Raw genomic sequence first — 19,376 nt, forward strand, 5'->3', positions numbered from 1 at the left:
CCCATCGGCCGCAGCCGCATCGCCCCTCTCCCCGCTCGCGGGGAGAAGGGACGGCGCGGCCGCCTCTGGCTAGCTCCTGCCGCCCGCGTCGGCAAGCCGGCTCAAGGCTTCAGCGCCTCGTCGAGCAGCCGCGCCAACGCCTCCGGCTCGCGCGGGAAGCCGGCGCGGATCCACAAAGCCTGCAACTTCTTCAGCGTCGCGCCGATGCGCTGGCCGTGGGTGACGCCGCGCGCGACGACGTCGGCGCCGGTGATCGGCAGCGTCGGCTCCGGGGTCGCGGAGAGGAAGGCGCGCGCGCGCGCGAAGCGCCAATCGTTGGGTGGCGCGCCGCTGTCGGCGTGGAACAGGGCGAGCGCGTCGAGCGCGCCCTGGCGGTGGCGCTCGAACAGCAGCCGCCGCAATGCGCCGAGCCCCGGCGGCGTCTCGCCGTCGTGCAGGTCGGCGAGACCGCGGGCGACGACCGCCAGCCGCTCGGCCTCGGCGTTGGAGAGACGCAATCGTTCGCGCAGCCGTTCGGAATCCTCCTCGATCCGCACGCAGAGTGCGCCGAGGCGCAGCAGCGGGTCGGGCGCCGTTTCCGACGCCGCCTCGATCGCCGCGAGGCGGGCGAGGCGCGCCCAATCGGTCTGGCCGGCGACCAGCGGCTGAAGCAGTCCCGCTTCGCCAATCGCGGCGAGCGTTTGCGGCGCGCGCGGCGCGACGAACAGCTTCATCAGCTCGGCGCGCACCCGCTCGCGCGAAAGGATCGCCAGACCCTCGCGCTCGGCGATCGCGGCCTCGAAGCCCGCGCTGTCGAGCCGGCCGTCGCCGTAGCGGGCGGAGAAGCGGAAGAAGCGCAGGATGCGCAGGTAGTCCTCGCGGATGCGCAGGCGCGCCTCGCCGATGAAACGGACGCGACGGTCGACGAGATCGGCGAGCCCGCCGACGTAATCGTGCACGATTCCGTCGAGGGTGAGCGACAGGGCGTTGATGGTGAAGTCGCGCCTGAGCGCGTCGTCGCGGAAGTCGCGGCCAAACGCGACCTTCGCGTGGCGGCCGTCGGTGTCGACGTCGCGCCTGAGCGTCGTCGCCTCGATCGGCTTTCCCTCGATGATCAAGGTCACCGTGCCGTGGGCGAGGCCGGTCGGCGCGACGCCGAAGCCCGCGGCGCGCGCGCGCTTCATCACGACTTCCGGCCGCGCGGTGGTGGCGAGGTCGAAATCGCCGACCGCTTCGCCGAGCGCGAGGTCGCGCACCGCGCCGCCGACCAGTCGAGTCTCTTCGCCTTCGCCGTTTAGCGCCGCGAGCGCGCGGGCGAGCCGGCCGGTCTCGAGCAGGCGACGGTCGGCGAGCCGCCCGTCGCGCAAGCCGGGCAGGGCGTTCATTCGATCCGCCCCGGCACGAGAACGCCGTTTTCGACGCGGGCCGGGATGTAGACGCCTTGGCCGCGCGGCGCGAACAGCGATGCGCCGATCAGTCCGGCCAGCGCCGCCGCGAGGCCGGCGATCACCAGGGCCGCGACCCGGCTGCGCGTCCAATGCTCGATCGCCAGCGGCCAGCGCATCCTGAGCGCGAGATAGACCGCGAACAGCAGGAACGGCAGCAAGAACAGGCCGAGCGATTCGGCGATGGGGCGCCACATCAGGTGAACAGCCTCTCGTACAGATTTCGCAGGATGCCGGCCGTGACGCCCCAGATATACCTCTCGCCATAGGGCATTGCGTAGAATTTTCGCGTCCGGCCGCGCCATTGCCGCTCCTCCAGCCGGTGGTTGGCGGCGTCCATCAGGAAGGCGAACGGCGTCTCGAACGCGTCGGCGACCTCGTCCGGGTTGAGCGTCGGCGCGAAAGCGGGGTCGATCAGCGCCACCAGCGCCGTGACGCGATAGCCGGTGCCGGTGAGATAGGGGTCGAGCCAGCCGAGCGGCTCGACCAGGCTGGACGCGAGGCCGATCTCCTCGCGCGCCTCGCGCAGCGCCGTCTCGGCCGGCGTTTCGCCGGCGTCGATCTTGCCGCCGGGGAACGCGACCTGGCCGGAATGGCTGCGCAGATGCGCGGCGCGCAGGGTCAAAAGCACCGTCAACCCCTGCGGCCGCGGGATGATCGGCGCCAGCACCGCCGCCGGCCGCGCCGCCGCGACGGTCTGCGGATCGATCGTCAGGCCGTCGAGGGCGTGGTCGCCGCGTCTCGCCAGCAGCGAGGAATAGGCGTCGGCCGCCGGCTCGGCGGCGAGCCGCGCCCGCGCCAGGCGGCGCAGGCCGTCGACGGTCAACGCGCTCGGCGAGGGCGAATCGCTCACAGTCCCTCGATCTCGCTGGCGCGGGCGATGGCGAAAAACTGTCCGCCGCTGCGGACGCCGAACCAATCTTCGCCATTCATCGGCGCGACTTCTCCCAAAGCGACGAGATCGTAATAGAGCGCGCGCTTGACCAGCGCCCACAGATCGCCGCGCACCCGGACGTAGGGCTTGATCCCGTCGGCGGCGGCGCGTTCGAAGCGCAGCGGATGATCGGCGTCGACGGCGACGAAATCGTCGACGTTGGTGCGAAAGGCGAGCCGCCGCGCGCCCCCCGCTTCGCCGACCTCCATCTCGACGGCGACGAACGGCGCGTCGTCGACCGCGATTCCGACCCGCTCGACCGGGGTCACCAAAACGTGACGGTCAACGTCCTTGCGCAGGATCGAGGCGAACAGCCTGACCAGAGCCGGCCGGCCGATCGGCGAGCCGCCATAGAACCAGGTCCCGTCGGCGGCGATGCGCATGTCGATCTCGCCGCAATAGGGCGGATTCCACAGATGAACCGGCGCCGGGCCGCGGCCGCGCGCCGCCGCCGCCGCCGCTTCGGCGAGGCCGCCGAGAGCGCTTTCCGGCGCGTCGCCGGCCGCCACAATCTCGCGCTTGTTTGTGGGCAACAATCCCGTCCGTATGTTACGCCTTGTTTTCGGCAGGCGTCGCTTCAATCTAGTGCGGTCGCCGGCGAAGGGGAATTCGCCCGCGCCGCTCGCCTGATCCGCCGTTCGGCCAAAGGAGAGAGCATGACCGTCGCCGAACTCGACGCCAGCATGGTGAAGGCCGCCGAAGCGACGCTGGCGCGCGTCGCCGCGGCGCGCGAGGCGATCGGCGCAGTGATCTTCGGCCAGGAACGGGTGGTCGAGCAGGCGCTGGTGACGTTGCTCGCCGGCGGGCACGGACTGTTGATCGGCGTTCCCGGCCTCGCCAAGACCAAGCTGGTCGAGACGCTCGGAATCGTCATGGGGCTCGAGGCGCTGCGGGTGCAGTTCACCCCCGACCTGATGCCGTCCGACATTCTCGGGGCCGAGGTGATGGAAGAGGGCCTCGACCGCAGCCGCAGTTTCCGCTTCATCAAGGGGCCGATCTTCGCCCAGCTGCTGATGGCCGACGAGATCAACCGCGCCAGCCCGCGCACCCAGTCGGCGCTGCTGCAGGCGATGCAGGAACGCCATGTCACGGTCGCCGGGACGCGCCACGACCTGCCGGCGCCCTTCCACGTCCTGGCGACGCAGAACCCGCTCGAGCAGGAAGGCGCCTACCCCCTGCCCGAGGCGCAGCTCGACCGCTTCCTGATGCAGATCGACGTCGGCTATCCCGACCGCGACGCCGAGCGCCGCATCCTGATCGAGACCACCGGCGACAACGAGGCCAAGCCGAAGCCGGCGATGACCGCCGCCGAGCTGATGGCGGCGCAACGTCTGGTGCGGCGCGCGCCGATCGGCGAAAGCGTGGTCGAGTCGATCCTCGATCTCGTCCGCGCCGCCCGCCCCGGCGAAGGCGATCCGGAGCTCACCAAGCCGATCGCCTGGGGGCCGGGCCCGCGCGCCGCCCAGGCTTTGATGCTCGCCTGCCGCGCCCGCGCGTTGGTCGACGGCCGCTTCGCGCCGTCGCGCGACGACATCGCCGCGCTCGCCGAGCCGGTGCTGAAGCACCGCATGGCGCTGAGCTACGCCGCGCGCGCCGACGGCGAGACGATCCCCGCCGTGGTCGCGCGACTGGTCGCAAGAACGCTTGGCTGAGGCGATGGCGGCGTCGGCCTCCGAGCGACGCATCCGCCACGAGGCGTCGACGCTGGCGGCGCGCCTGCCGAGCCTCGTGGTGTCCGCGCGCCAGATCGCGCATTCGCTGCTGCACGGCGTCCACGGAAGACGACAGGCCGGGCCGGGCGAAACCTTCTGGCAGTTCCGCCCGTTCATCTCCGGCGAGCCGGCGGCGCGGGTCGACTGGCGCCGCTCGGCGCGCGAAGACCGCGCCTTCGTGCGCGAGCGCGAATGGGAGGCTTCGCACACGATCTGGATTTGGTTCGATCGCTCGCCGTCGATGACGTTCGCTTCGTCGCTCGCGCCCTGCGCCAAGGTCGACCGGGCCGCGCTGCTTGCGTTCGCGCTCGCCGATCTCGCCGTGCGCGGCGGCGAGCGCGCCGGGCTCATCGGTCTGACCCCGCCGCTCGCCGGACGCGACGTCATCGAGCGCTTCGCCGAGGCGGTGGCGGCCGAGGAGCGGCGCGGAATCGCCGCCGTCGGCCTGCCGCCGGCGGCGCCGCTCAAGCCGCGGACCAAAGCGGCGCTGATCGGCGATTTCCTCTCCGAGGCGTCGGCGGTCGAAGCGACGATCGCCAGCTTCGCCGCGAGCGGCGCCGAAGGTCAGGCGCTGATGATCGCCGACCCGATCGAGGAGACCTTTCCGTTCGAAGGCCACACCGAGTTCCTCGCCGCCGCGGGGCCCGACCGGTTGCGCGCGCCGCGCGCCCAGAGCTTGCGCGATCCCTATCTCGAGCGGCTCGCCGACCATCGCGAGGCGGTGCGCGCGGCCTGTACGGCGCGCGGCTGGGGCTTCGCCCTACACCGCACCGACGCCTCGGCGGCGCAGGCGCTGCTCGCTTTGCGGGCGCGTCTGGCCGGGCCAGAGCCGGCGCGCGCCGGCTGGAGCGTCTGAGATGCTGGGCCTGCCGCTCGCTTTCGCCGCGCCGGCGGCGCTCGCCGCGCTGGCGCTGCTGGCGGCGCTCTATCTCTTCCTCAAGGTGACGCCGCCGCGCCCGCGCGAGGTCGTCTTTCCGCCGCTGCGATTGCTGATCGGCCTCGACCGCAAGGACGCGACGCCGGCCAAGACGCCGTGGCCGCTGTTGCTGCTGCGCATCGTCGTGGCGGGGCTGGTGATCGTGGCGATGGCGGGGCCGATCTGGAACGCCTTGCCCGGCAAAGGCGACGGGCCGTTGCTGATCGTTCTCGACGACGGTTGGGCGGCGGCGCCGAGCTGGGAGCGCCGCGCAGCCTATGCGCGCGCCGCGCTCGAAGCGGCGACGCGCGCCGGGCGGCTCGTCGCGCTGGCGCCGACGTCGCAAGGCGGCCTGGAGCTCGCCGCGCTCGACGCGCCGCGCGGCGCGGATCGCCTGCGCGCGCTCGCGCCCGTTCCTTACCAACCGCAACGCCTGGCGACGCTGCCGCCGATCGCCCGTTTCCTCGCCGCCAACCCGCAGACCGAAGTCGTGTGGATCGCCGACGGGGTCGAGTTCGGCGGCGCGACGGCATTCGCCCACGCGCTTTCCGAGGCCGCGCGCGGCCACAAGCTGTCGGTCGTGCTCGACAAGACCACGGCGATCGCCATCGCCGGCGCCGACAATCTCGCCGGCGCGCTGCAGGCGCATCTCACTCGCGCCGGCGCCGACGGGCGGCGCGCGGGCGCCGTGCGCGCGCTCGACGCGCAGGGCCGGTCGGTCGGCGAGGCGTCCTTCGACTTCGCTCTGGGCCGCGCGACCGACGCGAAGTTCGATCTGCCGGTCGAGCTGCGCAATCAGATCGCCCGCCTCGTCGTCGCCGACGAATCCTCGGCCGGCGCGACCTGGCTGGTCGACGAACGCTCGCGCCGACGCCGCGTCGCGATCCTTTCCGGCGCGAGCGCCGACGTCGCCCAGCCGCTGCTGTCGCCGGCCTATTACATCACGCGCGCGCTCGCGCCCTACGCCGAGGTCCGCGAGGGCGGCGAGGCGGGCGGCGACACGATCGAAGCGCTGCTCGCCGAGAAGCCGTCGGTCATGGCGCTCGCCGATATGAGCGTGCCGCCCGGCCCGGCGCACGACAAGCTCGCCGCCTTCGTCGAATCGGGCGGCGTGCTGCTGCGCTTCGCCGGCACGCGGCTCGCCGCCGGCGACGACGACCTGACGCCGACCGCGCTGAGGCGCGGCGGCCGCACGCTCGGCGGCGCGCTGTCATGGGAGACGCCCAAGCATATCGCCGCCTTCGACAAGGAGAGCCCGTTCTTCGGTCTCGCCGCGCCCGACGAAGTGACGGTGTCGCGTCAGGTGCTCGCCGAGCCGGAGCCGGGGCTTGCCGGCAAGACCTGGGCGCGGCTCGCCGACGGCACGCCTCTGGTCACCGCCGCGCCGCGCGGCAAGGGACTCATTGTCCTCTTCCACGTCACCGCCGACACGACCTGGTCGAACCTGCCGCTGTCCGGCCTGTTCGTCGACATGCTGCGCCGGGTCGTCGCCCGCGCCGGGCCGGCCCCGGCCGAATCGAGCGCCGCCGAGAAGGCGAGCGGCGAGGCGACGCGCGCGCCCTATCGCACCCTCGACGGCTTTGGCGCGCTTGGGAGCCCGCCGGCCGAAGCCGCGCCGATCGGCGCCGATTTCGCCGGTCCTGGCGACGCGCGCCATCCGCCCGGCTTCTACGGCCCCGCCGATGCGCTCGAAGCGGTCAACGCCCTCGCGCCGGGCGCGGCGCTCGCGCCCGCCGATTACGGCGCCGTGACGATCGCCGCCGGCGGTCTCGACGTCGCCGAACCGCTCGATCTCAAGCCGTGGCTGCTGCTCGCCGCCCTCATCGGCTTCCTCGCCGACGGCCTCGCCAGCCTGTGGCTCGGCCGCCCGCCGCGCTTCGCTAAGCCCGCCGCCGCGGCGCTCGTCGTCATCGCCGCGCTGGCCGGGGCGGCGATCCCGGCGCCGCAGGCGCGCGCGGCCGACGCGCCGATTTCGGCCCGCGACGCCGACGCGGCGCGCCAGACCCATCTCGCTTACGTCGAGACCGGCGACGCGACGGTCGACGAGACCACGCGCCTCGGCCTCGTCACGCTGGCGCGGGTGCTCGGCGAGCGCACCTCGGCGCAGATCGCCGATCCGATCGCCGTCGATCCCGCCCGCGACGACCTCAGCTTCTATCCCCTGCTCTATTGGCCGATCGTCGCCGGACGGCCGCAGCCGCCGCCCGCCGCGGTCGCGCGCGTCGCGTCGTTCATGAAGGACGGCGGCACGATCGTCTTCGACACCCGCGACGCGCTGAACCAGAGCCCCGATGGCCGGCCGACGCCGGAAGGCCTGTGGCTGCGCACGCTGCTCGCCGGCGTCGACGTGCCCGAACTGGAGCCGGTGCCGCGCGACCACGTCGTCACCAAGACCTTTTATCTCATCGACCGCTTCGTCGGCCGCACCGAGGACGGCCAGACCTGGATCGAGGCTTTGCCGCCGCCCGATCCCAATGACCGCATCCCGCGTCCGGCGCGCGCCGGCGACAGCGTGTCGCCGATCGTCGTCACCTCGAACGACCTCGCCGCCGCCTGGGCCTCCGACCCCGAAGGGCGTCCGCTCTATCCGCTGATTCCCGGCGGGCCGCGCCAGCGCGAAATGGCGCTGCGCGGCGGCGTCAATCTGGTGATGTACACGCTGACCGGCACCTACAAGGCCGATCAGGTCCACGCCAAGGACCTCCTCGAAAGGCTGTCGCATTGAACGCGTGGTCGATCGCCTTCGCCCCGCCGCTGCCACAAGCCGCGATGATCGCGCTCGCCGTCGCGGCGCTGGCGATGGTGGCGCTGACGGCGTGGCGGCGCCCGAGCGCGGCGGCGCTGCGGGCGCTCGCCTGTGCGTTGCTGTTGCTCGCACTCGCCGACCCGTCGCTGGTGAAGGAAGATCGCCGGCCGTTGAAGGATGTGGTCGCGCTGGTGGTCGATCAGTCGGAGTCAAACCAGATCGGCGAACGGCCGCGCCAGACCGCCGCGGCGCGCGCCGAGCTCGAAAAGCGTCTCGCCGCGCTCGACAATGTCGAGGTCCGCGTGGTCGAGACGCCGCGCGGCGACCCCGACAATCGCGGCACGCAACTGTTCGCCGCGCTGCGCTCGGCGCTGGCCGATACGCCGCCGGAGCGGGTCGGCGGCGCGGTGCTGCTCACCGACGGCAACGCCAACGACATTCCCGCTGCGCCCGGCGCGCTCGGCTTCGACGCGCCGGTGCACGTACTCGTCACCGGCCATGAAGGCGAGCGCAACCGCCGCATCGAGCTGATCGAGGCGCCGCGCTTCGGCATCGTCGGCAAGGACCAGACGATCGTCGCGCGAATCGTCGATTCCAACGACCAGGGCGAGCCGGCGACCGTTACCGTGCGCCGCGACGGCCAGACGATCGCGACGCTGGACGCCGAGGTCGGACAGGACCTGCAGATCAAGGCGCCGATCGACCACGCCGGCCCCAATGTCGTCGAACTCGAAGTCGCCCCGGTGAAAGACGAGATCACCGACCGCAACCGCAAGGCGGTCCTCGCGATCGAGGGCGTGCGCGACAAGCTGCGCGTGCTGCTGGTGTCGGGCGAGCCGCACCAGGGCGAGCGCATGTGGCGCAACCTGCTGAAGTCCGACGCCAACGTCGATCTGGTCCATTTCACCATCCTGCGCCCGCCGGAGAAGGCCTCCGACGGCACGCCGATCAACGAGCTGTCGCTGATCGCCTTTCCCGTCGCCGACCTGTTCGGTCCGAAGATCAAGGATTTCGATCTCATCATCTTCGACCGCTATTCGAGCCAGGCGATTCTGCCGCGCTTCTATCTCGACAACGTCGTCGCCTATGTCCGCAACGGCGGCGCGCTGCTGATGGCCGAGGGGCCGGCCTACGGCACGCCGGACGGACTGTTCGCCACGCCGCTCGGCGCGATCGCCCCGGCCCGGCCGACCGGCGAGGAGTTCGACGAGCCCTTCCGCGCCGAGATCTCGCCCGACGGCGCCAAGCATCCGGTGACGCGCGGCCTCGCCGGCGCCGACGCCGACCCGCCCGCCTGGGGGCGTTGGCTGAGGCAGATCGGCGGCGAACCGACCGGCGGATCGACGCTGATGCAGGGCGTCGGCAATGCGCCGCTGCTGGTGCTGAACCGGGTCGACAAGGGGCGCGTCGCGCTGCTGCTCTCCGACCAGATGTGGCTGTGGGCGCGCGGCTTCGACGGCGGCGGCCCCTATCTCGACCTTCTGCGCCGACTCGCCCATTGGCTGATGAAGGAGCCCGACCTCGAGGAGGAGGCGCTGCGCCTGCGCGCCAACGGGCGCGACCTGACGATCGAGCGCCAGAGCCTGAAGGGCGAAGTCCCGCCGGCGACGGTGACCGGCCCGGACGGCAAGACGACGAGCGTGCAGCTCGCGCCGGCGGCGCCCGGCCTGTCGCGCGCGACGTTCACCGTCGACGAGGACGGGCTTTATCGCGCCAGCGACGGCGAGCATGTCGCGCTGGCGGTGGTCGGGCCGCAAAACCCGGTCGAGTTCCAGGACGTGGTGTCGACGCCGGAGAAGCTGAGGCCCCTCGCCGAGGCGACCGGCGGCGGCGTCCATCGTCTCGCGCGCGGCGCCGAGGATGCGATCACGCTGCCGCGCGTCGTGGCGATGCAGCCCTCGCCGAGCTATTCCGGCTCGGACTACATCGGGATCAAGCGCGCCGGCGCGAGCGCGCTGATCGGCGTCCGGCAGACGCCGCTCGCCATCGGCTTCCTCGGCCTGGCGCTGCTGCTCGGCGCGCTGGTGTGGGTGTGGCGGCGCGAAGGCGGCGGCGCAACGCGTTAACCATTGGCCGCGAACGCCTTTCGCCCGATGCGGGCGGCCAAGGCGCGCTTTTCGACGAAATTGCGAAAAATGCGACCGATCTTCCCAAACGTAATTTTGGGAATGTTGGCTTACCAAACGGCAGGGGCGCCTCGCAGCGGAGCGATCTCGATCGATCCGAACGCCCTTCACGCTCAGCGCCGGGGTCAGTCGAAATGTGGGTCAAGCTCGAAGGCAAGCGCAGATCCGAGGGGCAGAAATTCGTCGTCCGCTGCGCCTCAGAGGCCGCCGGCCAGAAAGTGATCGAGGAGCGCTCGGCCGTGGGCGCCGCCGCGGCTCGCCGGGCCGCCGAGATGCTCGGCGGCAGTCTCAACGTCACCGCGACAGTCTACGGCGCCGACGCCGAGGGCGAGTTCATCTACGGCGTCTATGAACCCTCGGACGGCGCCAGCGAAGCCAGCAGCCCGGTCATCAAGCGCCTGTTCGCCGAATCGGCCGCCGCGTCGCTGACGTTGAAGGACCAGTTGATCGCCGACATCCCCGAAGACTCGATTCGCGGCTTCGCGTCGCTGGCCGCCTCGCTCGGCTACCTCGCCACCCAGCACAAGCAGGCGAAGCGTTCCGGCGCGCCGCGGATCGGCTACGCGACGCTGTTCCGGATCTTTTGCGGCGACGGAGAGCCGGGGATCTTGAGCCTGCCCGCCAACGAGGCGACGCTGGCGCTGCTCAGCCGCAAGCTCAGCGAAACGCCGGGCTGGCTGTGGCTGAGCGAATTGGAGGGCCTGGGCGTCGCCGAGCAACAGGCGATCAACCCGCGCGTCACGCCCGGCAAGGTCACGCTCGACATCGACGGCGAACTGCGGGTGCTGCGGCCACGCACCGTCTTTCGCGGCGTCGCGCCGGGCAGCGGCGGGCAGTTCATGCTGATCCTGCAGGGAACGCGCCGCGTCGACCCGCCGCATGGCGTCGTCATCGACAGCGTCGGCCTTGTCTATCGCGAAGCCGACGAAGCCGAAGTGGTCGGGCTGACGCGCCATCTGCTGCAAGAGGCCGACCCATTCAAGAATCGCGTCGTGCTGGTCAATCGCGACGTCTGGACCGTGCGTTCGCGCATTTCCGACCGCTCCTGGGCCGACATCATCCCCAACGGGCGGACCAAGGAAGAGCTGGACTTCATCACCGCCTCGATTCGCAATCGCGAAATGCTGAAGGCGGAAGGGCTGACGATCAAGCGCGGCCTGCTGCTGTCGGGACCGCCCGGCGACGGCAAGTCGACGGCGATCGAATGTTTCGCCAACGGCGTCGCCGGCGAGGCGACGATCCTCTTCGTCGAGGCGGTCGACCGGATTCGCGCGATCTACCAACTCGCCCAGGCGCTGTCGCCGGCGGTGGTGATCCTCGAAGACCTCGACCTGATGACCAAGGGGCGCCAGAACCCGAATTCCTTCACCGTCAAGGACGACTTGACCGGCGAGCTTCTGCAGGTGCTGTCGGGAACCTCGGCCTATCCCGACGTCATCACCATCGCCACCACCAATTACTTCGAGGCGATCGACCTGGCGCTGTCGCGCCGCGCCGGCCGCTTCGACGCCCATGTCCGCATGGGCTATCCGACCGACGACGAGAAGCTGCGCGTCCTCGAGCTCTATCTCGATCGTTTCAGCGTCTCGGACAAGCTGACCCGCCGGCGTCTGCAGATGGCGCTGGCGAGGGAATTCGGCCACCTGCAACTCGTTCCCGCGCACATCGAGGAATTCGTCAAGGCCGGCGTCAAGCGCGCCCGGCTCGCCCATCGCGCCGCCGAATATTCGGATTTCGAACCGGGGATCGAGGGGATCAAATCGATCGCGATTCCGAAGCCGACCCCGCAGGCGGGCGCCGGCGCCGCGCTCGCCGAGGCGCTGTCGCTGTTGCAGAAGCTCGAGCAGGGCGAACGGCCGCCTCAGGCCGTAACGCCGACGGGCTGGCCGGAGCCGATGCGGCCGGTCCTGTCGCAGTTGCCCTGAAGGTCGGGCGGCGGGGGTCCGTTTCCCCGGCGCCCGCTCCGCCCTTGCCGCCGCCGCATCGCGCCGATACTGAGTTCTGATCCTCGATGGGAGGGATCATGAACAAGGTCTACGCGAGCGCCGAGGACGCCCTGGCCGGCGTTCTCAGGGACGGCATGACGATCATGTCGGGTGGGTTTGGCCTCTGCGGCATCCCCGAGACCTTGATCGAAGCGTTGCGCCAGTCGGGCGTCAGAGACCTGACCGTCGTCTCCAACAACGCCGGCGTCGACGGGATCGGCCTCGGCCTGTTGCTCGAGTCGCGGCAGATCCGGAAAATGATCTCGAGCTACGTCGGCGAGAACAAGATCTTCGCCGCGCAATACCTCGCCGGCGAGCTCGAGCTGGAGTTCAATCCGCAGGGCACGCTCGCCGAGCGCATCCGCGCCGGCGGCGCCGGCATTCCCGCCTTCTTCACCCGCGCCGGCGTCGGCACGATCGTCGCCGAGGGCAAGGAAATCCGCGATTTCGACGGCGAAACGTTCGTGATGGAGACCGGCCTCACCGCCGACGTTGCGCTCGTCCACGCCTGGAAAGGCGATAGGGAAGGCAACCTCGTCTACCGCAAGACCGCGCGCAACTTCAATCCGCCGATGGCGACGGCGGCGAAGCTGACCATTGCCGAGGTCGAGCGTCTCGTCGAGGCGGGCGAACTCGACCCCGACGCCATCGCGACCCCAGGCGTCTACGTCAAACGCATCGTCGCCGTTCCCGACGCGCCGAAGCGCATCGAGCAGCGAACGTTGCGCAAGCGCGACGCGGCTTGAGGAGAGACCGGCCATGGCCTGGACCCGCGAGCAGATGGCGGCGCGCGCCGCCAAGGAGCTGAAGGACGGTTTCTACGTCAATCTCGGCATCGGCATTCCGACGCTGGTGTCGAATCACATTCCCGCCGGCGTCAGCGTGCAATTGCAGAGCGAGAACGGCATGCTTGGCACGGGGCCGTTTCCCTTCGAGGGCGAAGAGGACGCCGACCTGATCAACGCCGGCAAGCAGACGGTGACCGAGCTGCCGACGACCAGCTACTTCTCCAGCGCCGATTCCTTCGCGATGATCCGCGGCGGCCACATCGATCTCGCCATCCTCGGCGCGATGCAGGTCTCCGAGGAAGGCGACCTCGCCAACTGGATGATCCCCGGCAAGATGGTCAAGGGCATGGGCGGAGCGATGGACCTCGTCGCCGGCGTCAAGCGCATCGTCGTGGTGATGGAGCACGCCGCCAAGGACGGAGCGAAGCTGCTGCATCATTGCACGTTGCCGCTGACCGGCCGGCGCGTGGTCGATCTCGTCATCACCGATCTCGGCGTGTTCGTGATCGACAAGCACGGCTACCGCGGCATGGCGCTGATTGAGCTCGCGCCGGGCGTTGCGCTCGACGAGATCGCCGCCAAGACCGAGGCGACTTACCGCGTGGCGCTGGCCTGACCGCCGCGCCCGCGCCTCACGCCGGATCGACGTTGGGGATCCGCGCGCGGTCGTACGGCGTCGCCTCGTAAACCAGTTTCACCCAGTTGGCGTAGAGTTGCGCGGTGTGGCGCCAGCGATTGACCGGCGCTTTCGTCGGGTCGTCGCCGGGGAAGTAGTGCAACGGCAGCGGCGTCGCCGGATCGACCGCGCGGTCGCGCAGATATTCGTTGCGCAGCGAATCGGTCTCGTATTCGGGGTGGTTGAGGACATAGGCGCGGCGCGGAAAGCGGCGGCCCGCCTCGCCGAACGGCTCCGATTCGACCAGGATGTTGGGGCCGGTCTCCTCGGAGACGGCGACGACTTCCAGCCCCGGGCGCTTGGCGATCGCCTGCCTGTCGGGGTTCTTCCAGCGCGACACCGGGGCCGAGAATTCGTCGGGAAAGCCGAACAGCAGGCCGGTCCTATCCTCGAGCACGCGATGGTGGAAGAGGCCGCTGGTCTTGCGCTCGCCCTTGATGCTCTCGACGTCGTGGAAGTGCTTGAGCGCCGCCTTGGCGCCCCAGCACAGATAGAGCGACGAGAACACGTGGCTCGCCGACCAGTCGAGAATCTCCTGCACCTCCGGCCAGAAGGCTTCGTCGCTGACCCGCGGTTCCAGCGCATTGACGCCGGTGACGATCAGGCCGTCGAACTTGTCGGCCCGGATATCGCTCAGCGGATTGTAGAACTTGACGATGTGCTCGGCCGGCGTGTTGCGGCTCTTGCGTCCGTTGCGGACCGCGCGGACGTAGCCGTCGGTGGCGACGAAGGTCAGATTGACCTGCAGCGGCGTGCTGCCGAGCCACGCGGCGAGCTGGCGCTCGGTCGTCATCTTGTCGGCCATCAGGTTGAGGATCGCGATGTGCAGCGGGCGGATGTCCTGATGCAGCGCGCGGCCCTGGTCGATCGCCGCGCCGCTGGCGAGCGTGGGCAGGAACGGGTGGGCTTCCTCGGAAGCGACAATGACCGGCACGAGAACCTCCTGAGCGCGCGACGACAAAACGCGCGAACTTCGCCACGGCGACCGCCGGCGACGAAGTCGCCTGCCAGGATCACAGCGCGGAGGCTTTGAGGGGGCTTCCTGATCTGTGACGCTTTAGCTGTTGGTGACGCGGCAGCAAGCTGATCCTGTCAAATCCCGCGGGTCGACGCTGGTTGGGCGTCGAACGCCCGAGACTTAGGGGCCGGGGGCCGGGCCGTCAAGGCGATCGCCGCTTGGCCAAGTACTTGACCAAGTCGCGCTCGCGCCTATCTTATTGAGGATTCACCATCCCCGAGGCGCGCCATGACCATCATTGTCAATATCGGCGAAGCCAAGACCCGGCTGTCCGAGCTCGTCGCCAAGGTCGAGGCGGGCGAGGACGTCGTGATCGCCCGCGACAATCGTCCGGTGGCGCGGCTCGCGCCGCTCGCCGAGCAGGCGCGCGCCCGCGCGATCGTCGAAGAGACTTTGGCGGCGCGCGACGCTAACCCGAACCGTCGGGCGAGCCGAGAAGAAATCCTTGCCTGGCGACACGAAGGCCATTCTCGCTGATGACCATTGTCGTCGATGTGTCAGTTGCAGCCGCCTGGTACCTCGCCGATGAAGAGAACCGCGCGGCCGACGATGTCGCCGGACGTTTGACGGCGGAGCGCGCGGTTGTTCCTAGCCTCTTTCGTCACGAACTGCGAAACGTGCTCCTGACGGCCTTCCGTCGCGGGCGTTTGTCGCAGGAAGAATACTTCGACAATGTCGTGCAGGCCGAACGCCTTCCGCTCGTCGACTGCGGCGGCGGCGACGCGCTGCGGATCGCCGAGCTCGCGGTGAGGCGGCGCCTCACCGCCTACAACGCGGCCTATCTGTCGCTGGCGATCGAGGAACGCGCCGAACTGGCGACGTTCGACGCCGCGCTTGCCGCCGCTGCGCGGCTCGAGCAGGTCAAGGTGATCGGCGCCGCTCCGTGAGCCGCCCGACCGCGTCGCAATCGGCCGGTCCGTGCCGAGCGTTTCAATTTTCACGCCGCCGTGAAGGGCTTGCTAAGCCCGCCCGGCGCCTTCCGCCCGCGTTGAGGGTTCATTCACCAATTTGAGGCCAAATGGGTCCAGTCAGTTTCGACGATGCCCGCCCGTCGTCCGAAAGGTCGAGCCATGTCGCCTCGCGTGCTCCTGCTCCTCGCCCTCGCCGGCGCCGCGCCTGCGGCGACGCTCGCTGCGCCCGCTTCGGCCCCGCCGGCGATGCTCACGGTCACCATCGACCAGGCCAAGGTCGCGCAGCTTCCGGCCGGCACCCGCACGTTGGTCGTCGGCAATCCGGCGATCGCCGACGTGACGATGCTCAAAGGCGGCGCGGCGATGGTCGTCACCGGCAAAGGCTACGGCCTGACCAACCTGATTGCGCTCGACGCCCAGGGCAATATAATCGACGAGAAGAGCATCGCGGTCGAGGCGGCCAAGGCGGTCCTCGTGGTGCAACGCGGCAACGAGCGCGAGTCGTACTGGTGCAACCCGCTCTGCATGCCGACGGTCCAGGTCGGCGATGACAACACCGCGTTCACGACCGCCAGCGGCCAAGTCACCGCCCACAGCTCGCTCGCCGGCGGCGCTTCCGCCAGCAAGCCGAGCAACTAACCGACAGCGCCCGGCGACGCAGCGATGCGCCGCCTGATCGTCGAGGAGCCGCACTCGCGCGCGGCCGTCTGGAGTCTGCGGACGGCTGTGTTCGCGCTCGCCGCCGCCGCCGTCGCGGTCGGGCTGGCGCGGTTCGCTGGCGTCGACGCGGGGGCCGCCCTCACCGTTTTCGCCGCCGCGCTGACGCTGGCATTTCTCGCTCTCCTGCTCGCCGGCTCGGCCGGCGTGGTCATCTGGCGCACCGGCCGACGAGGCGCCGGTCAGGCCGCGTTCGGCTGCTTTCTGTCGCTCGCGCTGCTCGCCTACCCTGCCTACCTGGCCGCGATCGCGCTGCCGCTGCCGATGATCGCCGACGTGACGACCGACTTCGCTTCGCCGCCGGCGTTCATGATCTCGGCCAAGGCGCGCGCGGCGCGGGCGGGCCAGACGCCGCCGGCCTGGGACTCCGCAGACAAGCCGTTGCAGCAGGACGCCTATCCCAAGGTGCAGCCGATCCTGGTCGACCTCGAGCCGACGCAGGCCTACCAGCTCGTGCTCAGGGTGGCGAAGGACCTCGGCTGGAAGATCGTCGATTCCAATCCGCCGAACCTGCGCGTCGACGGCGTCGCGCAGATCGAGGCGATCGCCCGCTCGCCGGTGTTCGGCTTCGCCGACGACATCGCGGTGCGCGTGCGGCCGCTCGCCTCGCAGACGCGCATCGACCTGCGCTCGGTGTCGCGTGTCGGCCGCCAGGACTTCGGCGCCAACGCGCATCACTTCGAGCATTTCGCCGCCGCGGTGCAGGACGCGCTGCAAGAGCCGTGAACCTCAGGCGCGGCGGAACCGCGCCTCGAGCGCGATCGCGCCGTCGCTCGAGGCCAGGCCGCGCTCGGCGAGGTCCTCGAGATGGGCGAGCGTCGACAGGCGCGCTGCGGCGACGAGCGCCGGCGCGAGGCCGGGGTAGACCCGCGCGACGATCTCGGCGACGCTCGCCTCGCCCGCCTCGAGCCGCGCCAGGATCGCCGCCTCGCGCTGGCGGCGGTGGCTGATCAGCGCGCGCGCGGTGCGTTGCGGTTGGCGCACCGGTCCGCCGTGGCCGGGCCAGTAGATCGCCTCGCTGCGCCGCGCCACCTTTTCCAGCGACGCGAGATAGGCGCGCATCGATCCGTCCGGCGGCGCGATCACCGAGGTCGACCACGCCATCACGTGGTCGCCGGAGAACAGCGCGTTCTCCTCGACGAGCGCGAAGCTGAGGTGGTTGGCGGCGTGGCCGGGCGTGGCGACCGCCTCGAGGCTGAAGCCGCGTCCGGCGACGCGCGCGCCGTCCTCGAGCGCCTCGTCGGGCGCGTAATCGAGCGCATGCGCGGCGTCGGCGCGCGTCGGCGCTGCGGCGGCGACATGGGGGCGCGCGCCGACGATCGGCGCCCCGGTGAGCTGCTTCAGCAGCGCCGCGCCGCCGGCGTGGTCGCGGTGGCTGTGGGTGACGACGATGCGCGCGACGCGCTCGCCCGGGATCGCCGCCAGCAGCGCGTCGAGATGGGCCGGGTCGGCCGGACCGGGATCGATGACCGCGACTTCGCCTTCGCCGACGATGTAGACGCAGGTGCCGGTGAAGGTGAACGGCGAGGGGTTGGGGGCAATGATCCGGCGCACGCGCTCGCTGAGCCGCGTCAGGCCGCTCGGCGGCCTCTCGGCGCCCCCCGCGGGCGGCAGATCGTTCGACGGCTCAGCCAAAGGTCGGTCCCAAGCCAGAGGCCGCGCGGCTTGTTCGTCGCGGCGGGCTTGTCTATACCGGCTGCGGTCGCCGAACGCGATCCCGCCGGGGGGAAACGACGCCGGCGGTTACGGGAGAGGACCTGCATGACCGACCGTCCGAATGCGACTTTTGTCCCGGCCGCCAAGCCGGCGGGCGCGCGTCTTCGCGGCGCGGCGCTGGCGTTTCTGGGCGCGCTCGTCCTCGTCGTCTCGGCCAAGGTCGAGGTTCCGTTCTATCCGGTGCCGATGACGCTGCAGACGCTGGCGGTGCTGACGCTCGGCGCCCTGTTCGGCGCCCGCCTCGCCGCGGCGACGGTCGCGCTCTACCTCGGCGAAGGCCTGATCGGATTGCCGGTGTTCGCCGGCGCCGCCGCCGGGCCCGCCTATCTCGTCGGGCCGACCGGCGGCTACCTGGTCGGCTTCCTGCTCGCCGCGGCGCTGGTCGGCGCGCTCGCCGAGCGCGGCTGGACGCGCGGCTGGCTGCTGGCCCTCGCCGCGATGGCGCTCGGCCATGTCGTCCTGTTCGCGACCGGCTTCGCCTGGCTGGCGCTGGCGCTGGGCGCCGGCAAGGCCTGGGCGGTCGGCGTCGCGCCGTTCTACGCGGCGACCGTCGCCAAGACGCTGCTCGCCGCGGCGCTGGCGATCGCCGCGCGTCGATTCGCGCCGCGCGGGAGCGTCGGCTGAGCGGCGCGAGCCGATCCGCTTCCGCGGCGCGCGCCGCGCCTTCGGGCCGCGCCGCCTTCGCCCGCTTCGTGCCGCTGACCACCCGCTGGAACGACAACGACCCCTACGGGCATCTCAACAACGTCGCCTATTATGCGTTCTTCGACGCGGCGGTGAACGCGATCCTGGTCGAAGCGGGGCTGCTCGACCCCGCGTCGAGCCCGGTCATCGGAATCGTCGCCGAAAGCAACTGCCGCTTCCACTCGGCCCTGTCGTTTCCCGATCCGATCGAGGTCGGCCTCGCGGTCGATCATCTCGGCCGCTCCTCGGTGCGCTATCGACTGGCGGCGTTCAAGGCGGGAGCGGCGCAGGCGAGCGCGGAGGGGCGATTGACCCATGTCTATGTCGAGCGCGCGACTGGCCGGCCGACGCCGATTCCGGCGGCGCACCGGCGGCTGATGGAGACGATGACGCTGCCTTGAGCGCGCGTCGCCGCGCCGGCGCGGCTCATGCTATCTTTACGCGCGAGCGCTAGAGTTCGAGCGCGGCGTAAAGCCGCCAGCGAATGGTCGAGGTTAAAATGGCGAGGAAAGTCCTGCCGGTCATCATGTGCGGCGGCGCCGGCACGCGGGTGTGGCCGGAATCGCGCGAATCGATGCCGAAGCAGTTCATCCCGCTGATCGGCCCGTCTTCGACCTTCCAGCAGGCGATCAAGCGGGTCGACGCGCCGATGTTCGACGAGCCGGTGGTCGTCACCAACCGCGACTATCGCTTCCTGGTGCGCGAGCAGCTCGACGAGATCGGCGCCAAGGCGCAGATTGTCATCGAGCCGGCGCGCCGCGATTCCGGCGCGGCGGTGGCGATCGCCGCCGAGATCGGCGCGGCGCGCGACCCGCAGACCGTCGTCGCCGTCTTCGCCGCCGACCATGTCGTGCTCGACCAGAAGGGCTTCCTCGCCGCCTGCGCCACCGCCGCCGAAGCCGCCGCCGCCGAGGGCGCGATCGTCACGCTCGGCGTGACGCCGACCGAGCCGGCGATCGGTTACGGCTACATCCGTCCCGGCGATTCGCTCGGCGTTCGCAACGCGCGCCGCGTCGCGGCCTT

At 70.9% G+C, this 19,376-nt stretch carries 20 protein-coding genes; 14 read left to right on the top strand and 6 right to left on the bottom strand.

Annotated features, from left to right (window positions below; all coding sequences use genetic code 11):
* Positions 1-101: 101 nt before the first annotated feature.
* From ABSF49_RS05415 to ABSF49_RS05430, 4 genes are read right to left on the bottom strand one after another with little or no spacing between them, the layout of a single operon-like run.
* Positions 102-1,364 carry a CCA tRNA nucleotidyltransferase gene (locus tag ABSF49_RS05415; protein WP_424111610.1) on the bottom strand — a complete coding sequence of 421 codons (1,263 nt, stop codon included), beginning with the start codon at positions 1,362-1,364 and terminating at the stop codon, positions 102-104.
* Positions 1,361-1,621: a DUF6111 family protein gene (locus ABSF49_RS05420; protein ID WP_424111611.1), complete on the bottom strand. Its 261-nt coding sequence runs from the start codon at positions 1,619-1,621 to the stop codon at positions 1,361-1,363. The genes ABSF49_RS05415 and ABSF49_RS05420 overlap by 4 nt, the downstream gene beginning before the upstream one ends.
* Entirely contained in the window at positions 1,621-2,277 is a 657-nt protein-coding gene (locus ABSF49_RS05425; RefSeq protein ID WP_424111612.1) for a CoA pyrophosphatase, read from the bottom strand. The genes ABSF49_RS05420 and ABSF49_RS05425 overlap by 1 nt, the downstream gene beginning before the upstream one ends.
* The gene (locus tag ABSF49_RS05430) at positions 2,274-2,870 is read right to left on the bottom strand and encodes a DUF1285 domain-containing protein (protein ID WP_490363316.1); all 597 of its coding nucleotides are present in this window, start codon (positions 2,868-2,870) and stop codon (positions 2,274-2,276) included. Before ABSF49_RS05430 ends, ABSF49_RS05425 begins: the two co-directional genes overlap by 4 nt.
* A 144-nt stretch (positions 2,871-3,014) precedes the next feature.
* Here ABSF49_RS05430 and ABSF49_RS05435 point away from each other — a divergent pair, with 144 nt between their 5' ends.
* The 7 genes from ABSF49_RS05435 to ABSF49_RS05465 all read left to right on the top strand — a co-directional run bounded on the left by ABSF49_RS05435 (position 3,015) and on the right by ABSF49_RS05465 (position 13,247).
* Positions 3,015-4,010: an AAA family ATPase gene (locus ABSF49_RS05435; RefSeq protein WP_424111614.1), complete on the top strand. Its 996-nt coding sequence runs from the start codon at positions 3,015-3,017 to the stop codon at positions 4,008-4,010.
* Positions 4,011-4,014: 4 nt separating this feature from the next.
* Positions 4,015-4,926 (top strand): DUF58 domain-containing protein, encoded by a 912-nt coding sequence (locus ABSF49_RS05440; protein WP_424111615.1) that lies wholly within the window; start codon positions 4,015-4,017, stop codon positions 4,924-4,926.
* Position 4,927: 1 nt separating this feature from the next.
* Positions 4,928-7,711, top strand: a complete 2,784-nt coding sequence (locus ABSF49_RS05445; RefSeq protein WP_424111616.1) for a DUF4159 domain-containing protein — start codon at positions 4,928-4,930, stop codon at positions 7,709-7,711.
* Entirely contained in the window at positions 7,708-9,798 is a 2,091-nt protein-coding gene (locus ABSF49_RS05450; protein WP_424111617.1) for a hypothetical protein, read from the top strand. Before ABSF49_RS05445 ends, ABSF49_RS05450 begins: the two co-directional genes overlap by 4 nt.
* 194 nt (positions 9,799-9,992) lie before the next feature.
* Entirely contained in the window at positions 9,993-11,783 is a 1,791-nt protein-coding gene (locus tag ABSF49_RS05455) for an AAA family ATPase (protein WP_424111618.1), read from the top strand.
* 98 nt (positions 11,784-11,881) lie between these two features.
* Positions 11,882-12,589 (top strand): CoA transferase subunit A, encoded by a 708-nt coding sequence (locus ABSF49_RS05460; protein ID WP_424111619.1) that lies wholly within the window; start codon positions 11,882-11,884, stop codon positions 12,587-12,589.
* A gap of 13 nt (positions 12,590-12,602) precedes the next feature.
* Positions 12,603-13,247, top strand: a complete 645-nt coding sequence (locus tag ABSF49_RS05465; RefSeq protein ID WP_424111620.1) for a CoA transferase subunit B — start codon at positions 12,603-12,605, stop codon at positions 13,245-13,247.
* A gap of 16 nt (positions 13,248-13,263) precedes the next feature.
* Here ABSF49_RS05465 and ABSF49_RS05470 read toward each other — a convergent pair whose 3' ends face one another.
* On the bottom strand, positions 13,264-14,241 hold the full coding sequence (locus ABSF49_RS05470; RefSeq protein WP_424111621.1) for a homoserine O-acetyltransferase/O-succinyltransferase family protein: 978 nt from the start codon (positions 14,239-14,241) through the stop codon (positions 13,264-13,266).
* 312 nt (positions 14,242-14,553) lie between these two features.
* Here ABSF49_RS05470 and ABSF49_RS05475 point away from each other — a divergent pair, with 312 nt between their 5' ends.
* The 4 genes from ABSF49_RS05475 to ABSF49_RS05490 all read left to right on the top strand — a co-directional run bounded on the left by ABSF49_RS05475 (position 14,554) and on the right by ABSF49_RS05490 (position 16,679).
* Positions 14,554-14,802, top strand: a complete 249-nt coding sequence (locus tag ABSF49_RS05475) for a type II toxin-antitoxin system Phd/YefM family antitoxin (RefSeq protein ID WP_424111622.1) — start codon at positions 14,554-14,556, stop codon at positions 14,800-14,802.
* The gene (locus tag ABSF49_RS05480; protein ID WP_424111623.1) at positions 14,802-15,212 is read left to right on the top strand and encodes a type II toxin-antitoxin system VapC family toxin; all 411 of its coding nucleotides are present in this window, start codon (positions 14,802-14,804) and stop codon (positions 15,210-15,212) included. Before ABSF49_RS05475 ends, ABSF49_RS05480 begins: the two co-directional genes overlap by 1 nt.
* A gap of 183 nt (positions 15,213-15,395) precedes the next feature.
* A complete protein-coding gene (locus tag ABSF49_RS05485; protein WP_424111624.1) occupies positions 15,396-15,875 on the top strand; it encodes a pilus assembly protein N-terminal domain-containing protein in 480 nt (159 codons plus the stop codon).
* 24 nt (positions 15,876-15,899) lie between these two features.
* Entirely contained in the window at positions 15,900-16,679 is a 780-nt protein-coding gene (locus ABSF49_RS05490; RefSeq protein WP_424111625.1) for a DUF1499 domain-containing protein, read from the top strand.
* Between the two features lie 3 nt (positions 16,680-16,682).
* Here ABSF49_RS05490 and ABSF49_RS05495 read toward each other — a convergent pair whose 3' ends face one another.
* Positions 16,683-17,588 (bottom strand): MBL fold metallo-hydrolase, encoded by a 906-nt coding sequence (locus ABSF49_RS05495; RefSeq protein ID WP_424111626.1) that lies wholly within the window; start codon positions 17,586-17,588, stop codon positions 16,683-16,685.
* Positions 17,589-17,714: 126 nt separating this feature from the next.
* Between ABSF49_RS05495 and ABSF49_RS05500 the strand changes: the two genes are divergently transcribed.
* The 3 genes from ABSF49_RS05500 to ABSF49_RS05510 all read left to right on the top strand — a co-directional run.
* Complete coding sequence (locus ABSF49_RS05500; protein ID WP_424111627.1) at positions 17,715-18,293, top strand: biotin transporter BioY; 579 nt, start codon at positions 17,715-17,717, stop codon at positions 18,291-18,293.
* A 68-nt stretch (positions 18,294-18,361) separates the two neighbouring features.
* Complete coding sequence (locus tag ABSF49_RS05505) at positions 18,362-18,754, top strand: acyl-CoA thioesterase (RefSeq protein ID WP_424111628.1); 393 nt, start codon at positions 18,362-18,364, stop codon at positions 18,752-18,754.
* 98 nt (positions 18,755-18,852) lie between these two features.
* Positions 18,853-19,376 (top strand): sugar phosphate nucleotidyltransferase (locus ABSF49_RS05510; protein ID WP_424111629.1); only part of this gene is annotated, 524 nt, incomplete at its 3' end.

Source organism: Roseiarcus sp. (genome assembly GCF_049514155.1).
Lineage (GTDB): Bacteria > Pseudomonadota > Alphaproteobacteria > Rhizobiales > Beijerinckiaceae > Roseiarcus.